The sequence below is a fragment of the Patescibacteria group bacterium genome (assembly GCA_024238995.1).
Classification (GTDB): Bacteria; Patescibacteriota; Minisyncoccia; order Minisyncoccales; family JANBVM01; genus JANBVL01.
Genome location: JANBVL010000002.1, coordinates 19,132 through 34,120, shown reverse-complemented (window position 1 = coordinate 34,120; position 14,989 = coordinate 19,132). Strand labels below are relative to the sequence as shown.

Annotated in this window: 16 protein-coding genes and 3 tRNA genes; all 19 read left to right on the top strand. The window is 32.9% G+C overall.

The window, feature by feature from the left end; genetic code table 11:
• Nucleotides 1-2: 2 nt before the first annotated feature.
• The 19 genes from proS (at nucleotide 3) to deoC (ending at nucleotide 14,986) form a co-directional block, all read left to right on the top strand.
• Nucleotides 3-1,445, top strand: coding sequence for a proline--tRNA ligase (gene proS, locus KJI70_00970; GenBank protein ID MCP6718104.1), 1,443 nt, complete (start codon nucleotides 3-5; stop codon nucleotides 1,443-1,445).
• A gap of 20 nt (nucleotides 1,446-1,465) precedes the next feature.
• A complete protein-coding gene (locus tag KJI70_00965) occupies nucleotides 1,466-2,509 on the top strand; it encodes a rod shape-determining protein (GenBank protein ID MCP6718103.1) in 1,044 nt (347 codons plus the stop codon).
• Between the two features lie 11 nt (nucleotides 2,510-2,520).
• A complete protein-coding gene (gene gatC, locus KJI70_00960; protein ID MCP6718102.1) occupies nucleotides 2,521-2,808 on the top strand; it encodes an Asp-tRNA(Asn)/Glu-tRNA(Gln) amidotransferase subunit GatC in 288 nt (95 codons plus the stop codon).
• Nucleotides 2,809-4,227, top strand: coding sequence for an Asp-tRNA(Asn)/Glu-tRNA(Gln) amidotransferase subunit GatA (gatA, locus tag KJI70_00955; GenBank protein ID MCP6718101.1), 1,419 nt, complete (start codon nucleotides 2,809-2,811; stop codon nucleotides 4,225-4,227).
• Nucleotides 4,224-4,736, top strand: coding sequence for a hypothetical protein (locus KJI70_00950; GenBank protein ID MCP6718100.1), 513 nt, complete (start codon nucleotides 4,224-4,226; stop codon nucleotides 4,734-4,736). Before gatA ends, KJI70_00950 begins: the two co-directional genes overlap by 4 nt.
• 42 nt (nucleotides 4,737-4,778) lie before the next feature.
• Nucleotides 4,779-4,849 (top strand) — tRNA-Met (locus KJI70_00945).
• A 15-nt stretch (nucleotides 4,850-4,864) separates the two neighbouring features.
• Nucleotides 4,865-4,937 (top strand) — tRNA-Met (locus tag KJI70_00940).
• Between the two features lie 30 nt (nucleotides 4,938-4,967).
• Nucleotides 4,968-5,041, top strand: a tRNA-Asp gene (locus KJI70_00935).
• 383 nt (nucleotides 5,042-5,424) lie between these two features.
• A complete protein-coding gene (locus KJI70_00930) occupies nucleotides 5,425-5,775 on the top strand; it encodes a hypothetical protein (protein MCP6718099.1) in 351 nt (116 codons plus the stop codon).
• Between the two features lie 208 nt (nucleotides 5,776-5,983).
• Nucleotides 5,984-7,006, top strand: a complete 1,023-nt coding sequence (gene pheS / locus KJI70_00925) for a phenylalanine--tRNA ligase subunit alpha (GenBank protein MCP6718098.1) — start codon at nucleotides 5,984-5,986, stop codon at nucleotides 7,004-7,006.
• 5 nt (nucleotides 7,007-7,011) lie between these two features.
• Nucleotides 7,012-9,042, top strand: coding sequence for a phenylalanine--tRNA ligase subunit beta (gene pheT, locus KJI70_00920; GenBank protein ID MCP6718097.1), 2,031 nt, complete (start codon nucleotides 7,012-7,014; stop codon nucleotides 9,040-9,042).
• A 57-nt stretch (nucleotides 9,043-9,099) separates the two neighbouring features.
• On the top strand, nucleotides 9,100-11,061 hold the full coding sequence (gene gyrB / locus KJI70_00915; protein ID MCP6718096.1) for a DNA topoisomerase (ATP-hydrolyzing) subunit B: 1,962 nt from the start codon (nucleotides 9,100-9,102) through the stop codon (nucleotides 11,059-11,061).
• Nucleotides 11,062-11,097: 36 nt separating this feature from the next.
• Nucleotides 11,098-11,301, top strand: a complete 204-nt coding sequence (gene secE / locus KJI70_00910) for a preprotein translocase subunit SecE (protein MCP6718095.1) — start codon at nucleotides 11,098-11,100, stop codon at nucleotides 11,299-11,301.
• A 4-nt stretch (nucleotides 11,302-11,305) separates the two neighbouring features.
• The gene (gene nusG, locus KJI70_00905) at nucleotides 11,306-11,851 is read left to right on the top strand and encodes a transcription termination/antitermination protein NusG (GenBank protein ID MCP6718094.1); all 546 of its coding nucleotides are present in this window, start codon (nucleotides 11,306-11,308) and stop codon (nucleotides 11,849-11,851) included.
• Nucleotides 11,852-11,859: 8 nt separating this feature from the next.
• A complete protein-coding gene (rplK, locus tag KJI70_00900; GenBank protein MCP6718093.1) occupies nucleotides 11,860-12,282 on the top strand; it encodes a 50S ribosomal protein L11 in 423 nt (140 codons plus the stop codon).
• Between the two features lie 20 nt (nucleotides 12,283-12,302).
• Nucleotides 12,303-12,872, top strand: coding sequence for a dCTP deaminase (gene dcd / locus KJI70_00895; protein ID MCP6718092.1), 570 nt, complete (start codon nucleotides 12,303-12,305; stop codon nucleotides 12,870-12,872).
• Nucleotides 12,873-13,033: 161 nt separating this feature from the next.
• On the top strand, nucleotides 13,034-13,546 hold the full coding sequence (locus tag KJI70_00890; protein ID MCP6718091.1) for an NYN domain-containing protein: 513 nt from the start codon (nucleotides 13,034-13,036) through the stop codon (nucleotides 13,544-13,546).
• A 67-nt stretch (nucleotides 13,547-13,613) separates the two neighbouring features.
• Nucleotides 13,614-14,327 carry a thymidylate kinase gene (locus tag KJI70_00885; protein ID MCP6718090.1) on the top strand — a complete coding sequence of 238 codons (714 nt, stop codon included), beginning with the start codon at nucleotides 13,614-13,616 and terminating at the stop codon, nucleotides 14,325-14,327.
• The gene (gene deoC / locus KJI70_00880; GenBank protein ID MCP6718089.1) at nucleotides 14,324-14,986 is read left to right on the top strand and encodes a deoxyribose-phosphate aldolase; all 663 of its coding nucleotides are present in this window, start codon (nucleotides 14,324-14,326) and stop codon (nucleotides 14,984-14,986) included. Before KJI70_00885 ends, deoC begins: the two co-directional genes overlap by 4 nt.
• The last annotated feature ends 3 nt before the right edge of the window (nucleotides 14,987-14,989 follow it).

The following is a 14,989-nucleotide window of genomic DNA, read 5'->3' as shown; positions in this document are numbered from 1 at the left end:
TTATGAAACAAAAATTTGAGAAAAGAGAAATAACTAAAAAGTCAGAAGATTTTTCAAAGTGGTATATTGATGTAATTTTGAAATCAAAAATGGCTGATTATTCTCCAGTAAAGGGTTGTCAGGTAATAAGGCCTTATGGTTTTGCTATTTGGGAAGGCATCCAACAAGCTCTTGATAAAGAAATGAAAAAAGCTGGAATCAAAAATGCTTATTTTCCCATCTTTATCCCAGAAAAGTTTTTAAAAAAAGAAAAAGAACATGTTAAAGGCTTTTCGCCAGAATTGGCAGTGGTTACTATTGGTGGAGGAAAAAAATTAAAAGAAAAACTTATTGTTCGTCCTACTTCTGAAACAATTATCTATGATATGTATTCAAAGTGGGTAAAATCATGGAGAGATCTGCCAATTTTAATAAATCAATGGTGCAATGTTGTAAGATGGGAAAAAAGAACAAGATTATTTTTAAGAACAACTGAGTTTCTTTGGCAAGAAGGTCATACAGTTCATAGAGCTCACAAACAAGCTTTTGAGGAAGTAATGAGAGCACTTAAAATGTATAATAAGATTTACCGTGAATTTTTTGCTATTGATGGTTTATCTGGGAAAAAATCAGAATTTGATAAATTTCCAGGAGCAGAGGAAACCTATGCCTATGAAATGTTAATGCCTGATGGTAAAGCCCTTCAAGGTTGCACTTCTCATGACTTGGGCCAAAATTTTGCGAAAGCATTTAATATTAAATTTTTAGACAAAGATAGCAAAGAAAAAACAGCCTGGCAGACTTCTTGGGGTCTTTCCACAAGAAGCATTGGTGCTTTAATTATGGCTCATGGCGATGATTTAGGATTAGTACTTCCTCCTAAATTAGCGCCAATTCAAATAATAGTTCTTCCTGTTCTAACGGGGAAAAAACAAGATGAGGTTCTAATCAGAACAGCAGATGATATTAGAAAAAAGTTAAGTGATTTAAAAGTTGAAGTTGATAAAAGAAAGGAATACTCTCTAGGTTGGAAATTTAACGAATGGGAGCTTAAAGGCGTGCCATTAAGAATAGAAATTGGCAAAGATGAAATAAAAAAGAAAAAATTAACTCTAGTGAGAAGGGATAATCAACAAAAATATCAAGTTGCATTTGTCAGTGCAGAAAAAGAGATAAAAAAGATTTTAGATTCTATTCAAAGAAATTTGTTTACAAAAAGTACAAAACATTTAAAAGAAAATACGAGACAGGCTTTAAATTACAAAGAATTTAAAGATACGATGAAATCTAGTAAAGGTTTTATTAGGGCGTTCTGGTGTGAAAATCAAAAATGTGAAAAAAAGATAAAAAAAGAAACAAAAGCCAGCACAAGGCTTTTGGAGATAGATGCTAAAGAACAAAAGGGCAAATGCGTTCATTGCTTGAGTCCTGCTAAAAGAAAGTGGATTTTCGCCCAAGCTTATTAAGTTTATTAAATATGAATCATATAATTAAGAAATTTTTTCAACAATTTTCAGAAGATATTGCTATTGACCTTGGTACTGCTAATAGTGTTGTTTATGTTGATGGCAGAGGAATTGTAATTCAAGAACCTTCTGTTGTGGCTATTAATAATAAAACAGGCCAGATTTTAGCAATAGGGTTTGAAGCTAAGAAAATGGTGGGAAGAACACCTTCTCATATTGTTGCAACAAGACCATTGAGAGCAGGAGTGGTTTCTGATTTTGAGGTTACAGAGCAGATGCTTCAATACTTTATTGAAAAATCTCGTGAAAAAAAATTCATCAGGCCAAGAGTTATTGTCGGTATTCCTGCTGGGGTTACTGAAGTTGAAAAAAAAGCTGTTATTGATGCTACAAAATCAGCTGGAGCAAGAGAAGTGTTTTTAATAGAAGAAGCAATGGCAAGTTCTATTGGTGCAAGACTGCCAGTGCAGGAAGCAGGAGGTAATTTTCTTGTTGATATTGGAGGCGGAACAACTGAAGTGGCAGTTATTTCATTGGGTGGCATTGTTCTATCAAAAAGTTTAAGAGTGGCAGGAGACAGGCTTAATGAAGATATAATCCGTTTTGCTCAGGAAGAATACAAGTTATTAATAGGTGAAAGGACTGCTGAAACTATTAAAATTGCAATAGGCACAGCTTATCCTACGAAAGAGAAAAAAGAAATGCCTATGAGGGGGAGAAATATTGTTACAGGTCTGCCTGAAGAGATTATTGTTTCAAACAAAGACATTAAAAGAGCAATGGAAAAGTCAGTAAATATTATTGTTGATGAAATTAAAACAGCAATTGAAGAAACTCCTCCAGAGTTATTAGCTGACATAATGACAGATGGTATTTATATGGCAGGAGGAGGTTCTCTCCTTCACGGTTTTGATACTTTAATCCAAAAGGAAACTAAGATTCTTACAAAGATAATTGAGGATCCAATGACAGCAGTAGTTCGTGGTGCTGGTATGGTTTTGGAAAATTTAAATGAATTAGAAGAAGTTTTAGTAGAAACAAGCGTGCTTGAACCTCTACGCTAAATTTTAAATCCATGATTTCAAAAGATGAGATAAAACATATTGCTAAATTAGCTCGTTTAGAATTAGATAAAAAAGAGCTTCAGAAAATGGGAAGAGAGCTTTCCTTGATTTTAGATTATATGGAAAAACTGAAACAAGTTGATATTTCAAAAGTGGATTTAAAAAAAAGCTTATATGAAAGCAAGGGTGTTACAAGAGAAGACAAGGAAATTTCTACTTCTCTTGAGGACAGGTTAAGAATAATGGATTTAGTTCCTGAAAAAAAAGATAATTATTTAAAAACAAGAAAGATTCTTTAAATGGATTTAACAAGTCTTACAATTAAACAGGCTCATCAGGGTTTAATAAATAAAGAATTTTCTGCTTTGGAACTTGCCAAAGCTTATTTGAATGAAATTGAAAGACAGGACAAAGAAATTTCTGCCTTTTTGACAGTTTGTGAAAAATCAGCTTTTTCGCAGGCTCAGAAAGTAGATGAAAAAATAGCTAAGGGAGCCAGCGTAGATGTTCTAGCTGGCATTCCTATGGCAGTTAAAGATATAATTGTGGTTAAAGATGTTAAAGCCACTGCAGGTTCTAAGATTTTAGAAAACTATATAGCTCCTTATGATGCCACTTGCATTAAAAAGTTAAAAGAAAAAGGAGTGGTCATTTTAGGTAAAACTAATATGGATGAATTTGCCATGGGTTCTTCTACTGAGCGTTCTGCTTTTTTTCCTACTAAGAATCCTCATGATTTGACTAGAGTGCCAGGCGGTTCTTCTGGAGGGTCAGCAGCTGCAGTAGCTGCTAATATGTCTGGTTATGCTTTGGGCACAGACACTTGTGGCTCTATTCGTCAGCCTGCAGGCTTTTGCGGGGTAGTGGGATTTAAACCTACTTATGGAGCAGTGTCTCGTTATGGTTTGATTGCCATGGCTTCTTCTTTAGATCACATCGGGCCTTTTACTAAAACAGTTCAAGACTGCAGAATTGTTTTTAATGCAATTAAAGGAGAAGATGATCTGGATTCAACCAGCATAGAATTGCCTGAAAATGATTTTTCTGATTTTAAAATAAAAGGAATGAAAATTGGCATTCCTAAAGAATATTTTAGCGAAGGGATTGATGAAGGGGTAGAAAAAATTGTCAAAAATGCTATAAAAAAGTATGAGGACTTAGGAGCAAAAATTGAAGAGATAAGTCTTCCTCATTGCACTGACCATGCTTTAGCCACTTATTATATTATTATGCCCTGTGAAGTGTCTGCTAATCTTGCCAGATATGATGGAATAAAATATGGTCATTTTACAAAAGAGGCTAAAGATTTATTTGATTTTTATTTAAAAACCAGGGGAGAAGGATTTGGTGATGAAGTAAGAAGAAGGATTATGTTAGGCACTTATGCATTATCAGCAGGTTATTACGAAGCATATTATTTAAGGGCTCAAAAAATTAGAACTTTAATTAAACAGGATTTTGAAAGAGCATTTAAAAAAGTTGATGTTTTAATGGCTCCAGTAGCGCCAACCCCAGCTTTTAAATTAGGAGAAAAAATGATGGACCCTCTTTCAATGTATCTTACTGATATTTATATGGCAGCAGTCAGTTTGGCAGGATTGCCAGGGATTTCTGTGCCTTGCGGTAAGGTTGATAATCTGCCAGTGGGACTTCAGATTATTGGAAAATATTTTGAAGATAATAAAATTATTAAAATAGCTGAGTTTTTAGAATCATGACTTTAGAAACAATTATCCAGTTCATTTTAGATCCAACTTTTTTTGGTAGTTTTTTAATATTAAAACTAGTTTTTATCATTTTTAGTTTACTTTTAACAGGATTTATTATTTTTGCTTTAATTAAAACTGATTGGATTCATCAATTAATGATTTGGGATTGGATGGAATTTCTAACTTACAGGCATCACGGTTTAGCAACTATTAATAAAAGATGGAAAAAAATTAAGGAAAAATCACGCACCAATGAAGCTGAAGCACGATTAGCTGTTATTGAAGCAGATACTTTGTTAGAAGATACATTAAAAAGAATGGGTTTTAGAGGACAGGTTTTAAAAGAAAGGCTTAATATTTTAACTGTTGATATTCTAGAAAACGTAGAACAAGTCAAAAGAGCCAATGAAATTCGTCAAAAACTTGTTGATGATCCTAATTATCACTTGGATTTAGATTCAGCCTATAAGGTTTTAGATGTGTACGAAAAAGCTTTGGAAAATTTACAGGTTCTTTAATTGACTTAGAAAATGAAAAAAGATAGAATATTACTATTATATCGCGGTGTAGAGGAGTAGTACCTCGCCAGTCCCATAAGCTGGAGACCCTGGTGCAATTCCAGGCACCGCAACAAGTTTTAATAGTTGCCGGTGTAGCTCAATGGTTAGAGCGGGAACATCATAAGTTCAAGGTTACGGGTTCGACTCCTGTCACCGGCACAAAAACCACTATTTGTGATTTTTGAATAAGGGGACGTAGCTCAATTGGTTAGAGCTCTGGATTGTCGATCCAGAGATTGCGGGTTCGAGTCCCGTCGTCCCCGCAAAATTGGATAGAATTGTATGTAATTGTATATCAACGAAATCGCTCTTTGAGCGGTTTTTTGGTAGAACAAAGCTATGAAAGAAAAAATTAAGAAAATTTTTAACACAATCTTTTTTTTAATAAACACCGTTTTGTTCATTAGTTGAGAAGTGATATAATGCAAATAGAAAATTAACATTTATAAACAGCCTAACCCTTTTAAGGTGAAATAATTAAGAGGTATGGCATTATAAATAACCCATCCCTGATACTAAACTCCTCGTCAGAGTGCTCAGGGATGGGTCTATAGCTGAAAGGTTATAGGGTAGTCGAGAGGCTATCACTGGCGAGGAGCTTTGTGTTCTTAGTCAGTAGACATAGAAATTAAAACCTATCCCTGCTATGTTAAATCAAAAGAAGCTTTGGAAAGTCAAACTTTCTGTTCTTTCTCTAATTTTGCTATTCTTAATAGCTTTACCTGTTCAGGCTGTTCTTTACAATAAAAACGGTTTTCTCCTTCATGGAAGTTCAAAAGAGGGTTGGATATTTCTTACTCCAAAAGTAGATTATTTTGCTATGTGGCTAGGTGAGGATTTGGGGGCTATTTGGATAAACAAAGAAACCAGGCTAAGTACTTGCTTAACGATTAGAGGTGGGCAAGAAGATGAATGTACTTTAAGGGAGTTTAGTATTTTATTGGCTAACTTCCCTTATGAGCTAATTGAGGATTTGAAGAAAAATCAAAAAAACTAAAATTTGAAGGACTGAAAAGAGAAAGATTTTACTGATTCTAAGACCGAAAGTCTAGACCAGTACTCAGTTCTAACTATGTCCAACCATCCCCGCATTGTATAAAATTGGGCGTAATTGTATATTAAAAAAACCGCCAGAAAAGCGGTTTTTTTATTCACAGCTGGGCTTGATTTCAAGCTATTTTTAAGCTAAAATTAAGGTAGAGAATATGGCTAAAACAGAGCTTAAGACCATTCAAAAAAGGGCTGAAAAAGAGATTAAAAACAGTAAAAATCTCAAGGATTTAGATGGTGTTTATAAGAAATATTTGGACAAGCAAGGTGAGTTGTCTCAGATTTTGCGTTCTTTGAAAAAGATGTCAAAGGTTAAAAGAATGAAATTGGGAAAAGAAGCAAATGAATTAAAGGTTTATTTGAAAAAAACTATTGAGCAAAAGAATAAAAAATTAAAACAAAAAGTCAGAAAACAAGTTTATGAAAAAGAGTGGATTGATATTACTATTCCAGCAAAAAAACCTACTTTGGGACATCTTCATCCATTAACTCAAGTGAAGCGAGAAATGGAAAACATTTTTGAGCTAATGGGATTTTCAATAATTGAAGGGCCTGAAGTAGAGACTGAGTGGTATAATTTTGACGCTTTAAATGTTCCTAAAGACCATCCAGTCAGGGATTTGTGGGATACATTTTATTTGAAAAATGGAATGCTTTTAAGAACTCATACTTCGCCAGTTCAAATAAGGTATATGGAAAAGAATAATCCTCCTTTTAGAATTATTGTGCCAGGAAGAATTTTCCGGCATGAAGCTACTGACGCTAATCATGAGTTTAATTTTTATCACCTTGAAGGCTTAATGATTGATAAACAAATTTCAGCTGCTAATTTTAAAGCAGTTATTGAAGAATTTTACAGGAGATTTTTTAAAAAACCAGTTAAAATCCGCATGAGGCCCAGTTATTTTCCTTTCACTGAGCCATCTTTTGAAATTGATATGACCTGCACTGTTTGTTTAAGCAAAGGATGTTCAGCTTGCGGAAAAACTGGCTGGCAGGAAATGATGGGCGCTGGAATGGCGCATCCCAACGTCTTAAAGAATTCAGGGTTAAATCCTAAAAATTGGCAAGGTTTTGCTTTTGGAATGGGAGTAGAGAGATTGGTAATGATGAAATATAAAATCAATGATATCAGGTTTTTGTATAAAAACGATTTAAGATTTTTAAAACAGTTTTAGCATTTATGGTTTTTTCATACAACATACTTCAATCATTTTTTAAAAAGAAGCTGCCTAAAGCAGAAAAATTGGCAGAGATTTTAAATCTCCACTTCTTTGAAGTTGAGGAAGTAGAAAAACAGGGGAATGATTTTGCGATTGATATTGACGTATTGCCTAATAGGGGATCTGACTGCTTTTCTCATTCGGGAATAGCAAGAGAGATTTCAGCTCTTTTGAACTTTCAACTAAAAGAGCCTGAAGTTAAAATTCAAGAAACAGACAACAATACTTCTGATTTTATAAAACTTCAAGTTAGCAGTAAAAAAGATTGTGACAGATATACTGTAAAAGTGATTAATGATGTAAAGGTTGGCTCTTCGCCCGGTTGGATTAAAGAGAGGTTAAAGGTTTTAGGACTGAAATCAATTAATAACATAGTTGATATTGTAAACTATGTAATGCTTGAAACTGGCCAGCCTTTACATGCTTTTGATTTAGAGAAAATTACAGATAGAAAAATAATTGTCAGGCGTGCTCAAAAAAGAGAAAGAATCACAACCTTAGATAATGAAAGATATGCTTTAGACGAAAATATTTTAGTAATTGCTGATAATAGAAGGCCAATAGCTATTGCAGGAATTAAAGGGGGGAAAAAAACAGAGATAGATAGAAAAACAAAAAATATTGTTTTAGAATCAGCTAATTTCAATGCTAAAACAGTGCGCAAGGGTTCCAAGACAATAGACTTAAAGACTGATGCCTCCTGGCGCTTTGAGCATGGTATTGATCTAAATCTAACAGAAATTGCAATTAACAGGGCTGCTTATTTAATTCAAGAAATAGCTAAAGGAAAGGTCTGCAAAGGGTTAGTCGATTTTTATCCTAAAAAACCAGTAGCAGGCAAAATTAAATTAGACCTGGACTACATTCAGAGTTTGTTGGGAGTAAAAATTCCTGTCTCAAGAATAAAAAATATTTTGAAAAAATTAGGATTTAATATTCTGAAAAGCTCGGATTCACAATTTTTAATTGGCGTGCCTACGTTCAGATTAGATATATCAATTCCTGAAGATATAATTGAAGAGGTTGGCAGGATTTATGGCTATGAAAACATTAAGCCATCTTTTCCTATAGGAGCTTTAATTCCTCCTAAAATAAATTTTAATGTTTTTTGGAAAAATAAAATAAAAGATATTTTAAAAGAAATTGGATTTAACGAGCTATACAATTATTCTTTTGTTAGTAAAAAACAGGGAGCAATGTTTGGTTATGATGTTTCTGATATGTTAGAGCTCGAAAATCCTTTAAGTGATAACTATCAGTATTTAAGGCCAAGTTTAGTGCCTAATATATTAAAAGTTTTTAAAGAAAATCAAAAGAATTTTAAGAACATTAAGATTTTTGAGCTCGGCAATATTTTCCTTAAAAAAAGAAAAACAGAAGAAAAAAGAATGTTAACAGGAGTCATGAGCGGAGATTCCTTTTATGAAATGAAAGGAATAGTTGATGCGTTTTTAAATAAATTAGGGATAAGTGATATCTGGTATGATGAGTATGAAGCAACGCCAGAAGATTCTAAAAAATCTATCTGGCACCCTAAAAAAGTTGCCGAAATTAAAGTTGGGCAAGACGAAATTGGATTTTTAGGTGAGATTTCCTCAAGCATTCTTGAAGAATTAAAGATTGAATCAAAGGTAGTGGTATTTGATTTTGATTTTGAAAAATTAAGAAAATTAGCTTCAGAAGAGGCTGAATTCGTTCCAATTTCTCCTTATCCATCTGCAGTCAGAGATATTGCAGTATTGGTTCCAAGGGGGGTTTTAGTTGAAAAAGTTTTAAATAAAATTAATGTGATAGGCGGCAATTTAATTAAAGATATTGATTTATTTGATATTTATGAAGGAGAAGAAATGCCAGAGGGCAAAAAGAATTTAGCTTTTCATATTATTTATCAGGCACAGGATAAAACCCTGTCTTCAAAAGAAATAGATGAAATTCAAACCCAAATTATTAAAAGTTTAGACAAAGACCCGGACTGGGAAGTGAGAAAATAATAACTAATTACTAATAAACACGAATAAAAATTCGTTATATTTATTTTTAATTTAAAAATGAAAAAAACAAAGAAAGTAAAAGTTGTAAAAGCAAAAAAAACAACTAGACCAAAGCCTAAGTCATCCTATACTGCTAAGGACATTTTTGTATTAAAAGGACTGGATCCTGTTAGAAAAAGACCAGCAATGTATATTGGTTCAACTGGCACAGAAGGACTGCATCATTTAGTTAAAGAAATTGTTGGAAACAGTATTGATGAAGCAATAATGGGATATTGTGATGAAATTAAAATTTGGCTTTTGCCTAATAATAGAGTTAGGGTTGAGGATAATGGCAGGGGAATCCCAGTTGATAAGCATGCTGAAACTAAAAAATCAGCACTTGAAACCATAATGACAACACTTCACGCTGGTGGAAAGTTTGGAGGAAAAGCTTATGTTACTAGTGGCGGTCTTCATGGCGTTGGTATTTCTGTTGTTTGCGCTCTGTCAGAGTACATGAAAGTAGAGGTATGCCGTGGCGGTTATAGATATGCTCAGGAATATGCAAAAGGAAAGAAAAAAACAGCTGTTAAGAAAATTGGGAAATGCAGAGCCAATGGGACGATCGTTACATTTGAACCTGATATAAGTATTTTTAAAGAAATTAATTTTAATGAAAAAAAGATACTTACTTATCTTCGGCAGCAGGCATATTTAACAAAAGGCGTAAAAATTAGTTTTTTTGACCAAAGAATCAAGCCCCATAAATCCTATTCTTTTTATTTTGAAGGAGGAATAATTTCTTATGTTAAATATTTAACCAAAAGTTCAGCATTAATTAATAAGGATATTTTTTACTGTTCAGGAGAAAAAAACGGAATTATAGTTGAAGTAGCCTTTGGTTATTCTGATGATCTTGAATGCGTTGAGGAGAGTTTCGCAAACAATGTTCATACTCAAGATGGTGGGTTTCATTTAACTGGTTTTAGATCTGCTCTGACAAGAACCTTTAATGATTATGCAAAAAAGAACGGGTTTTTAAAAGATAATGATGATAACTTTTCTGGAGAAGATATAAGAGAGGGGTTAACAGCAGTAATATCAGTAAAAGTTAGAGAGCCTCAATTTGAAGGCCAGACCAAAGCAAAGTTAGGCAATTCTGAAGCCAAGCCAATAGCTGAAGCTGTTGTTAGTTATGCTTTAACTGATTATTTAGAAAGAAATCCTAATGATGCCAGGGTTATTATTCAGAAATTTACTTTAGCTCAAAAGGCACGAAAAGCTGCTAAAGCTGCCAAAGACACTATTTTAAGAAAAAAGATTTTAGATGGTTTGTCTTTACCTGGCAAACTAGCTGATTGTGCATCTAAAAAACCAGAAGAATCAGAGTTATTTATCGTTGAGGGCGAGAGTGCTGGAGGTTCGAGTCGTCAGGCCCGTGACCGTCATTTTCAAGCTATACTGCCTTTAAGAGGCAAGATTTTGAATGTTGAAAGGGCAAGGCTTGATAAGATTTTGAATTCAAAAGAAATTAAATCTTTAATTATTGCTTTGGGCACTGCTGTTTCGGATGATTTTAATATTGAAAAAGCAAGATATCATAGGATTATCATAATGTGTGATGCTGACAGTGATGGCAATCATATTAAAACATTACTCTTGACTTTGTTCTATAGATACTTTAAACCATTAATTGAGAGCGGATATTTATATATTGCTCAGCCTCCTTTATATAAAATTCAGAGCGGTAAGAAGTTTAAATATGCTTATACTGAAGATCAGAAAAAAAAGGTTTTAAAAGAATTTGGAAAAACTACTAATGTTTCTATTCAAAGGTATAAAGGTTTGGGTGAAATGAATGCTGGAGAACTTTGGGAAACCACAATGAATCCAGAAAACAGGATTCTTCTTCAAGTTAATATTGAAGACGCAAGAGAAGCAGACAGGATTTTTGATATTTTAATGGGCAAAGAAGTTATGCCAAGGAAAAAGTTTATCCAATCTTATGCTAAACAGGTAAAGAATCTTGATATTTAACCACTAATTAATCACGAATTAAATAAGAATGTAATTATGCCAAGTATAATGAACATTTTTAGTAAAATTGATAACTTTTTTAAGGAAGTTAAGCTTGAAATTAAAAAAGTAAATTGGCCAACAACAAAAGAAACTATAAGATATACTTTAATTATTATTGGTGTTTCTATAGTTACAGCAGCGTTTTTAGGTGGAATAGATTTTCTTTTTACAAGAGTTTTAGATAAATTCATACTTTAAAATTATGCCAAAGCAGAAATTACCACAAAAAAGATCTTGGTACGTTCTTCATACCTACTCAGGATACGAAGAATCAGTTGCTAAAAACCTTAAACAGCGCATAGAGTCTTTAGGCATGGAAGATAAGATTTTTAGTGTTATTGTGCCTAAGGAAAAAAAGATAAAGATTAAAGACGGAAAAAGAAAAACAGTTGAAGAAAAGATTTATCCTGGATACGTATTAGTTGAAATGATTGTTACTGATGATTCTTGGTATGTTGTTAGAAATACACCCAATGTTACTGGGTTTATTGGTGCTGGAACAACACCAATTCCAGTTTCTAAAAAAGAAATAGACAGTTTAATGGAAAGAATAGAAGAAAAAGAGCCTCAATACAAGATTGAAGTAAAACCTGGTGATTTAGTTAAAATCATAGATGGTCCATTTAAAGATTTTGATGGCAGGGTTTCAGATATTGATGAAGAAAAAGGAAAAGTAAAAGTATTGGTAAATATGTTTGGCAGAGATACTCCAGTAGAATTAGATTCGCTTCAAATTAAAAAATTATAAATAAGATTATGGCTAAAAAAGTAATTGCTAAAATTAAGGTTCAGATTCCAGCAGGCAAGGCTACTCCAGCTCCTCCAGTGGGTCCTGCTTTAGCTCAATACGGCTTAAATATTGCTGATTTTTGCAGGAAGTTTAATGATATGACTGGCGATCAGCAGGGTTTTGTTGTGCCAGTTGAAATCACTGTTTTTGAAGATAGAACATATATATTCAAGTTAAAAAAACCTCCTATATCAGAATTGCTTAAAAAAGCAGCTGGTATTGAAAAAGGTTCTGGCCAGCCAAATAAAATAAAAGTTGCTAAAATTACTAAAGAGCAATTAAAGAGAATAGCTGAGCAAAAAATGCCTGATTTTAATACTGATGATATTGAAGCAGCAATGAGAATAGTAGAGGGAACTGCTAAGAATATGGGCATTGAAATTAAATAATAGTTTCTATTTGAAATTCAATGATTCTTTCAGATCAAGATATTGAAAAATATATTCAGCAAGGGAAAATTAAAATTAGCCCAACCCCTGATTTTGAAAAACAATTAGGCCCAGCTTCTTTGGATTTAAGACTGGGTAGTGAATTTAAAGTTTTTAACCATTCAATGAGATCGCACATTGATCCAAGAGACCACCGGACTTTTGAAGGCTTGACTAAGATGATAAAAATCCAAGACGACCAACCTTTTATTCTTCATCCCAAAGAATTTGTTTTAGCTGCAACGCTGGAAAAAGTTTCTTTAGGCGCTGATATTGGAGCTAGGATTGAAGGAAGAAGCAGCTGGGGAAGGTTGGGGTTAATTGTCCATTCCACAGCTGGATATGTTGATCCAGGATTTTCTGGAAGACTTACTTTAGAAATGACCAATATTGGCCCAATATCAATCCTTTTATATGACAAAACGAGAATTTGTCAGCTGGCTTTTGAAACTTTATCTTCACCGGCTAAAGTTCCTTATTCTCAGAGAAAAGGCTCAAAATATATTTCTGATATGCTTCCTCAAGAAAGCAGGCTTTATGATGATGAATAAAAAGCCAAGCTTGTTTGCAAAAGGCTTAAATTAGGCTTCTGTTAATCTAACAGGCTTTTTTTATTTGGGGATTGACAATCTTCTTATATTGATGTATTTTAGAACGTAGTAACTTCAAAAGAGGTGAAAAAAACTTGGAAAGTATTGACAATAATAATGAAATGAAAATAAGGGTTTTTATTGATTATGAAAACCTTATGGGGGCCATAATAAGCATTCTTAAAAAGATGAAGCCGTCTCCAAAATTTAAATATGAACAACTCAAGAAATTTTTTAAGTGGTTGGCAAAAGGCAAAAACACTGAAATTTTTTGTTATTACGAAGACAAAAAACCAAAAGAAGAAGAAAGGAAAACTAGACTTGTAGATTATTTTCCTATATTGAAGCAACAATTAGAACAAGAAAGAATATCTTTTAATTTCTCTGGTGCGAGTAGGGTCAGCGTAGATTCAAGGATATTTGCTGCCTTTGCTAGAATGATTACAGAAGACGTAGCTCAAATATACTTAGTTTCTGGCGACGGAGATTATGCCGAAACGCTTCAGGTACTAAGGGAGCAAAAGAAAAAGATAGTTGTTGTTTCTGGTAAAGATTGCTTATCAGGATTGCTTATAGCAGTAGCTGACGAGATTTACTATATTGATGATGAGATAAACAATATTATGTCTTCTTAGTTCTCTTCTAAAAGGGTTAATACCCTATTTTTTTATTTTCTTCCAACCTTATGTTAAAATAATGGATATGTTAAAGAATAATTATAAGGGGAAGTTCATTGCTTTGGAGGGTATTGATGGTTCAGGCAAATCAACCCAATCAAAGCTATTAACTAATCGTCTTAAAAAAGAAGGATATAAAATTGCTTTCATAGATTTTCCTCAATATGGTAAAAAATCAGCAGGGCTAGTTGAAGAGTATTTAAATGGTAACTATGGCACATCAAAAGAAGTTGGGCCTTATAGGGCATCAATATTTTATGCTTGTGATCGTTTTGATGCTAGTTTTCAGATCAGAGACTGGTTAAAACAGGGTAAGATTATTATTACAGACAGGTATGTTGGATCTAATATAGGGCATCAGGGTGGCAAGATAAAGAATAGAAAAGAAAGGAACAAGTTTTTAAACTGGTTATATGAATTAGAGTATAGTATTTTTAATATTCCTAAACCAAACTTTTCTTTTATTTTTAAAATGCCTCCTTTGATAGCGCGTGACTTGTCTGGAAAGATTACTGATAAAATTAAAAAAGCTAAGAAAAAGATTTATTTGGGAAGAAAAAAAAGGGATATCCATGAAAAAGATTTAAAACACCTTTCAGATACTGAAAAATCATATTTAGAGATTGCTAAACAATTCCCAAAAGATTTTAAGATTATTGAGTGTTTTAAAAACGGAAAATTATTATCACCAAATATCATTCATGATGATGTTTGGAGAATAATTCAAAAGACATTATGACTAAAAATATTGCAAAAATCATTGATCATACCAATGTCAGCAGCAAAGCAACTAAAAAAGACATTGAAAAACTTTGTGAAGAAGTTAAAAGGCATGGTTTTGGAGGAATTTGCATTCGCCCTGAATGGGTAAGTTTTGTTAAAAAACAAATTAAAGGAGTTTATGTTAAGATTGTGGTTTTGGTTGATGAGCCAATAGGTGATAGTTCTCACAAAGAAAGAGTTTTAATTTGTAAAAAGATTAAGAAAGACGGGGGTGATCATATTGATATTGTTAATTCAATTCCTGATGTAAAGCACGGTTTGTGGAATAAAGTATTAAAAGATTTGAAACCAATTTGCAAGATATTGCCAACTAAAATAATTATTGGTTCAGGTTATTTAACTGATGATGAGATTATTAAAGCTTGTCAGATTGCAAAAAAAGCTGGAGCAATTTGTGTTAAAACTGCTACTAGTAAAGATCCATTAGAGCACAGGGAATTAAAAGAAAAATTCTATCATCTTAAATTAATGAAAAAATCAGCCCCCGGCTTATTAGTTAAAGCTTCTGGGAAAATAAAGACACTCAAGGATTTAAAAGAAGCAGTAAAAGCTGGGGCTGATATTATTGGAACAAGCTCAGGAGTTAAAATAATGAAGGAATTTTTTAAAAAATAATTT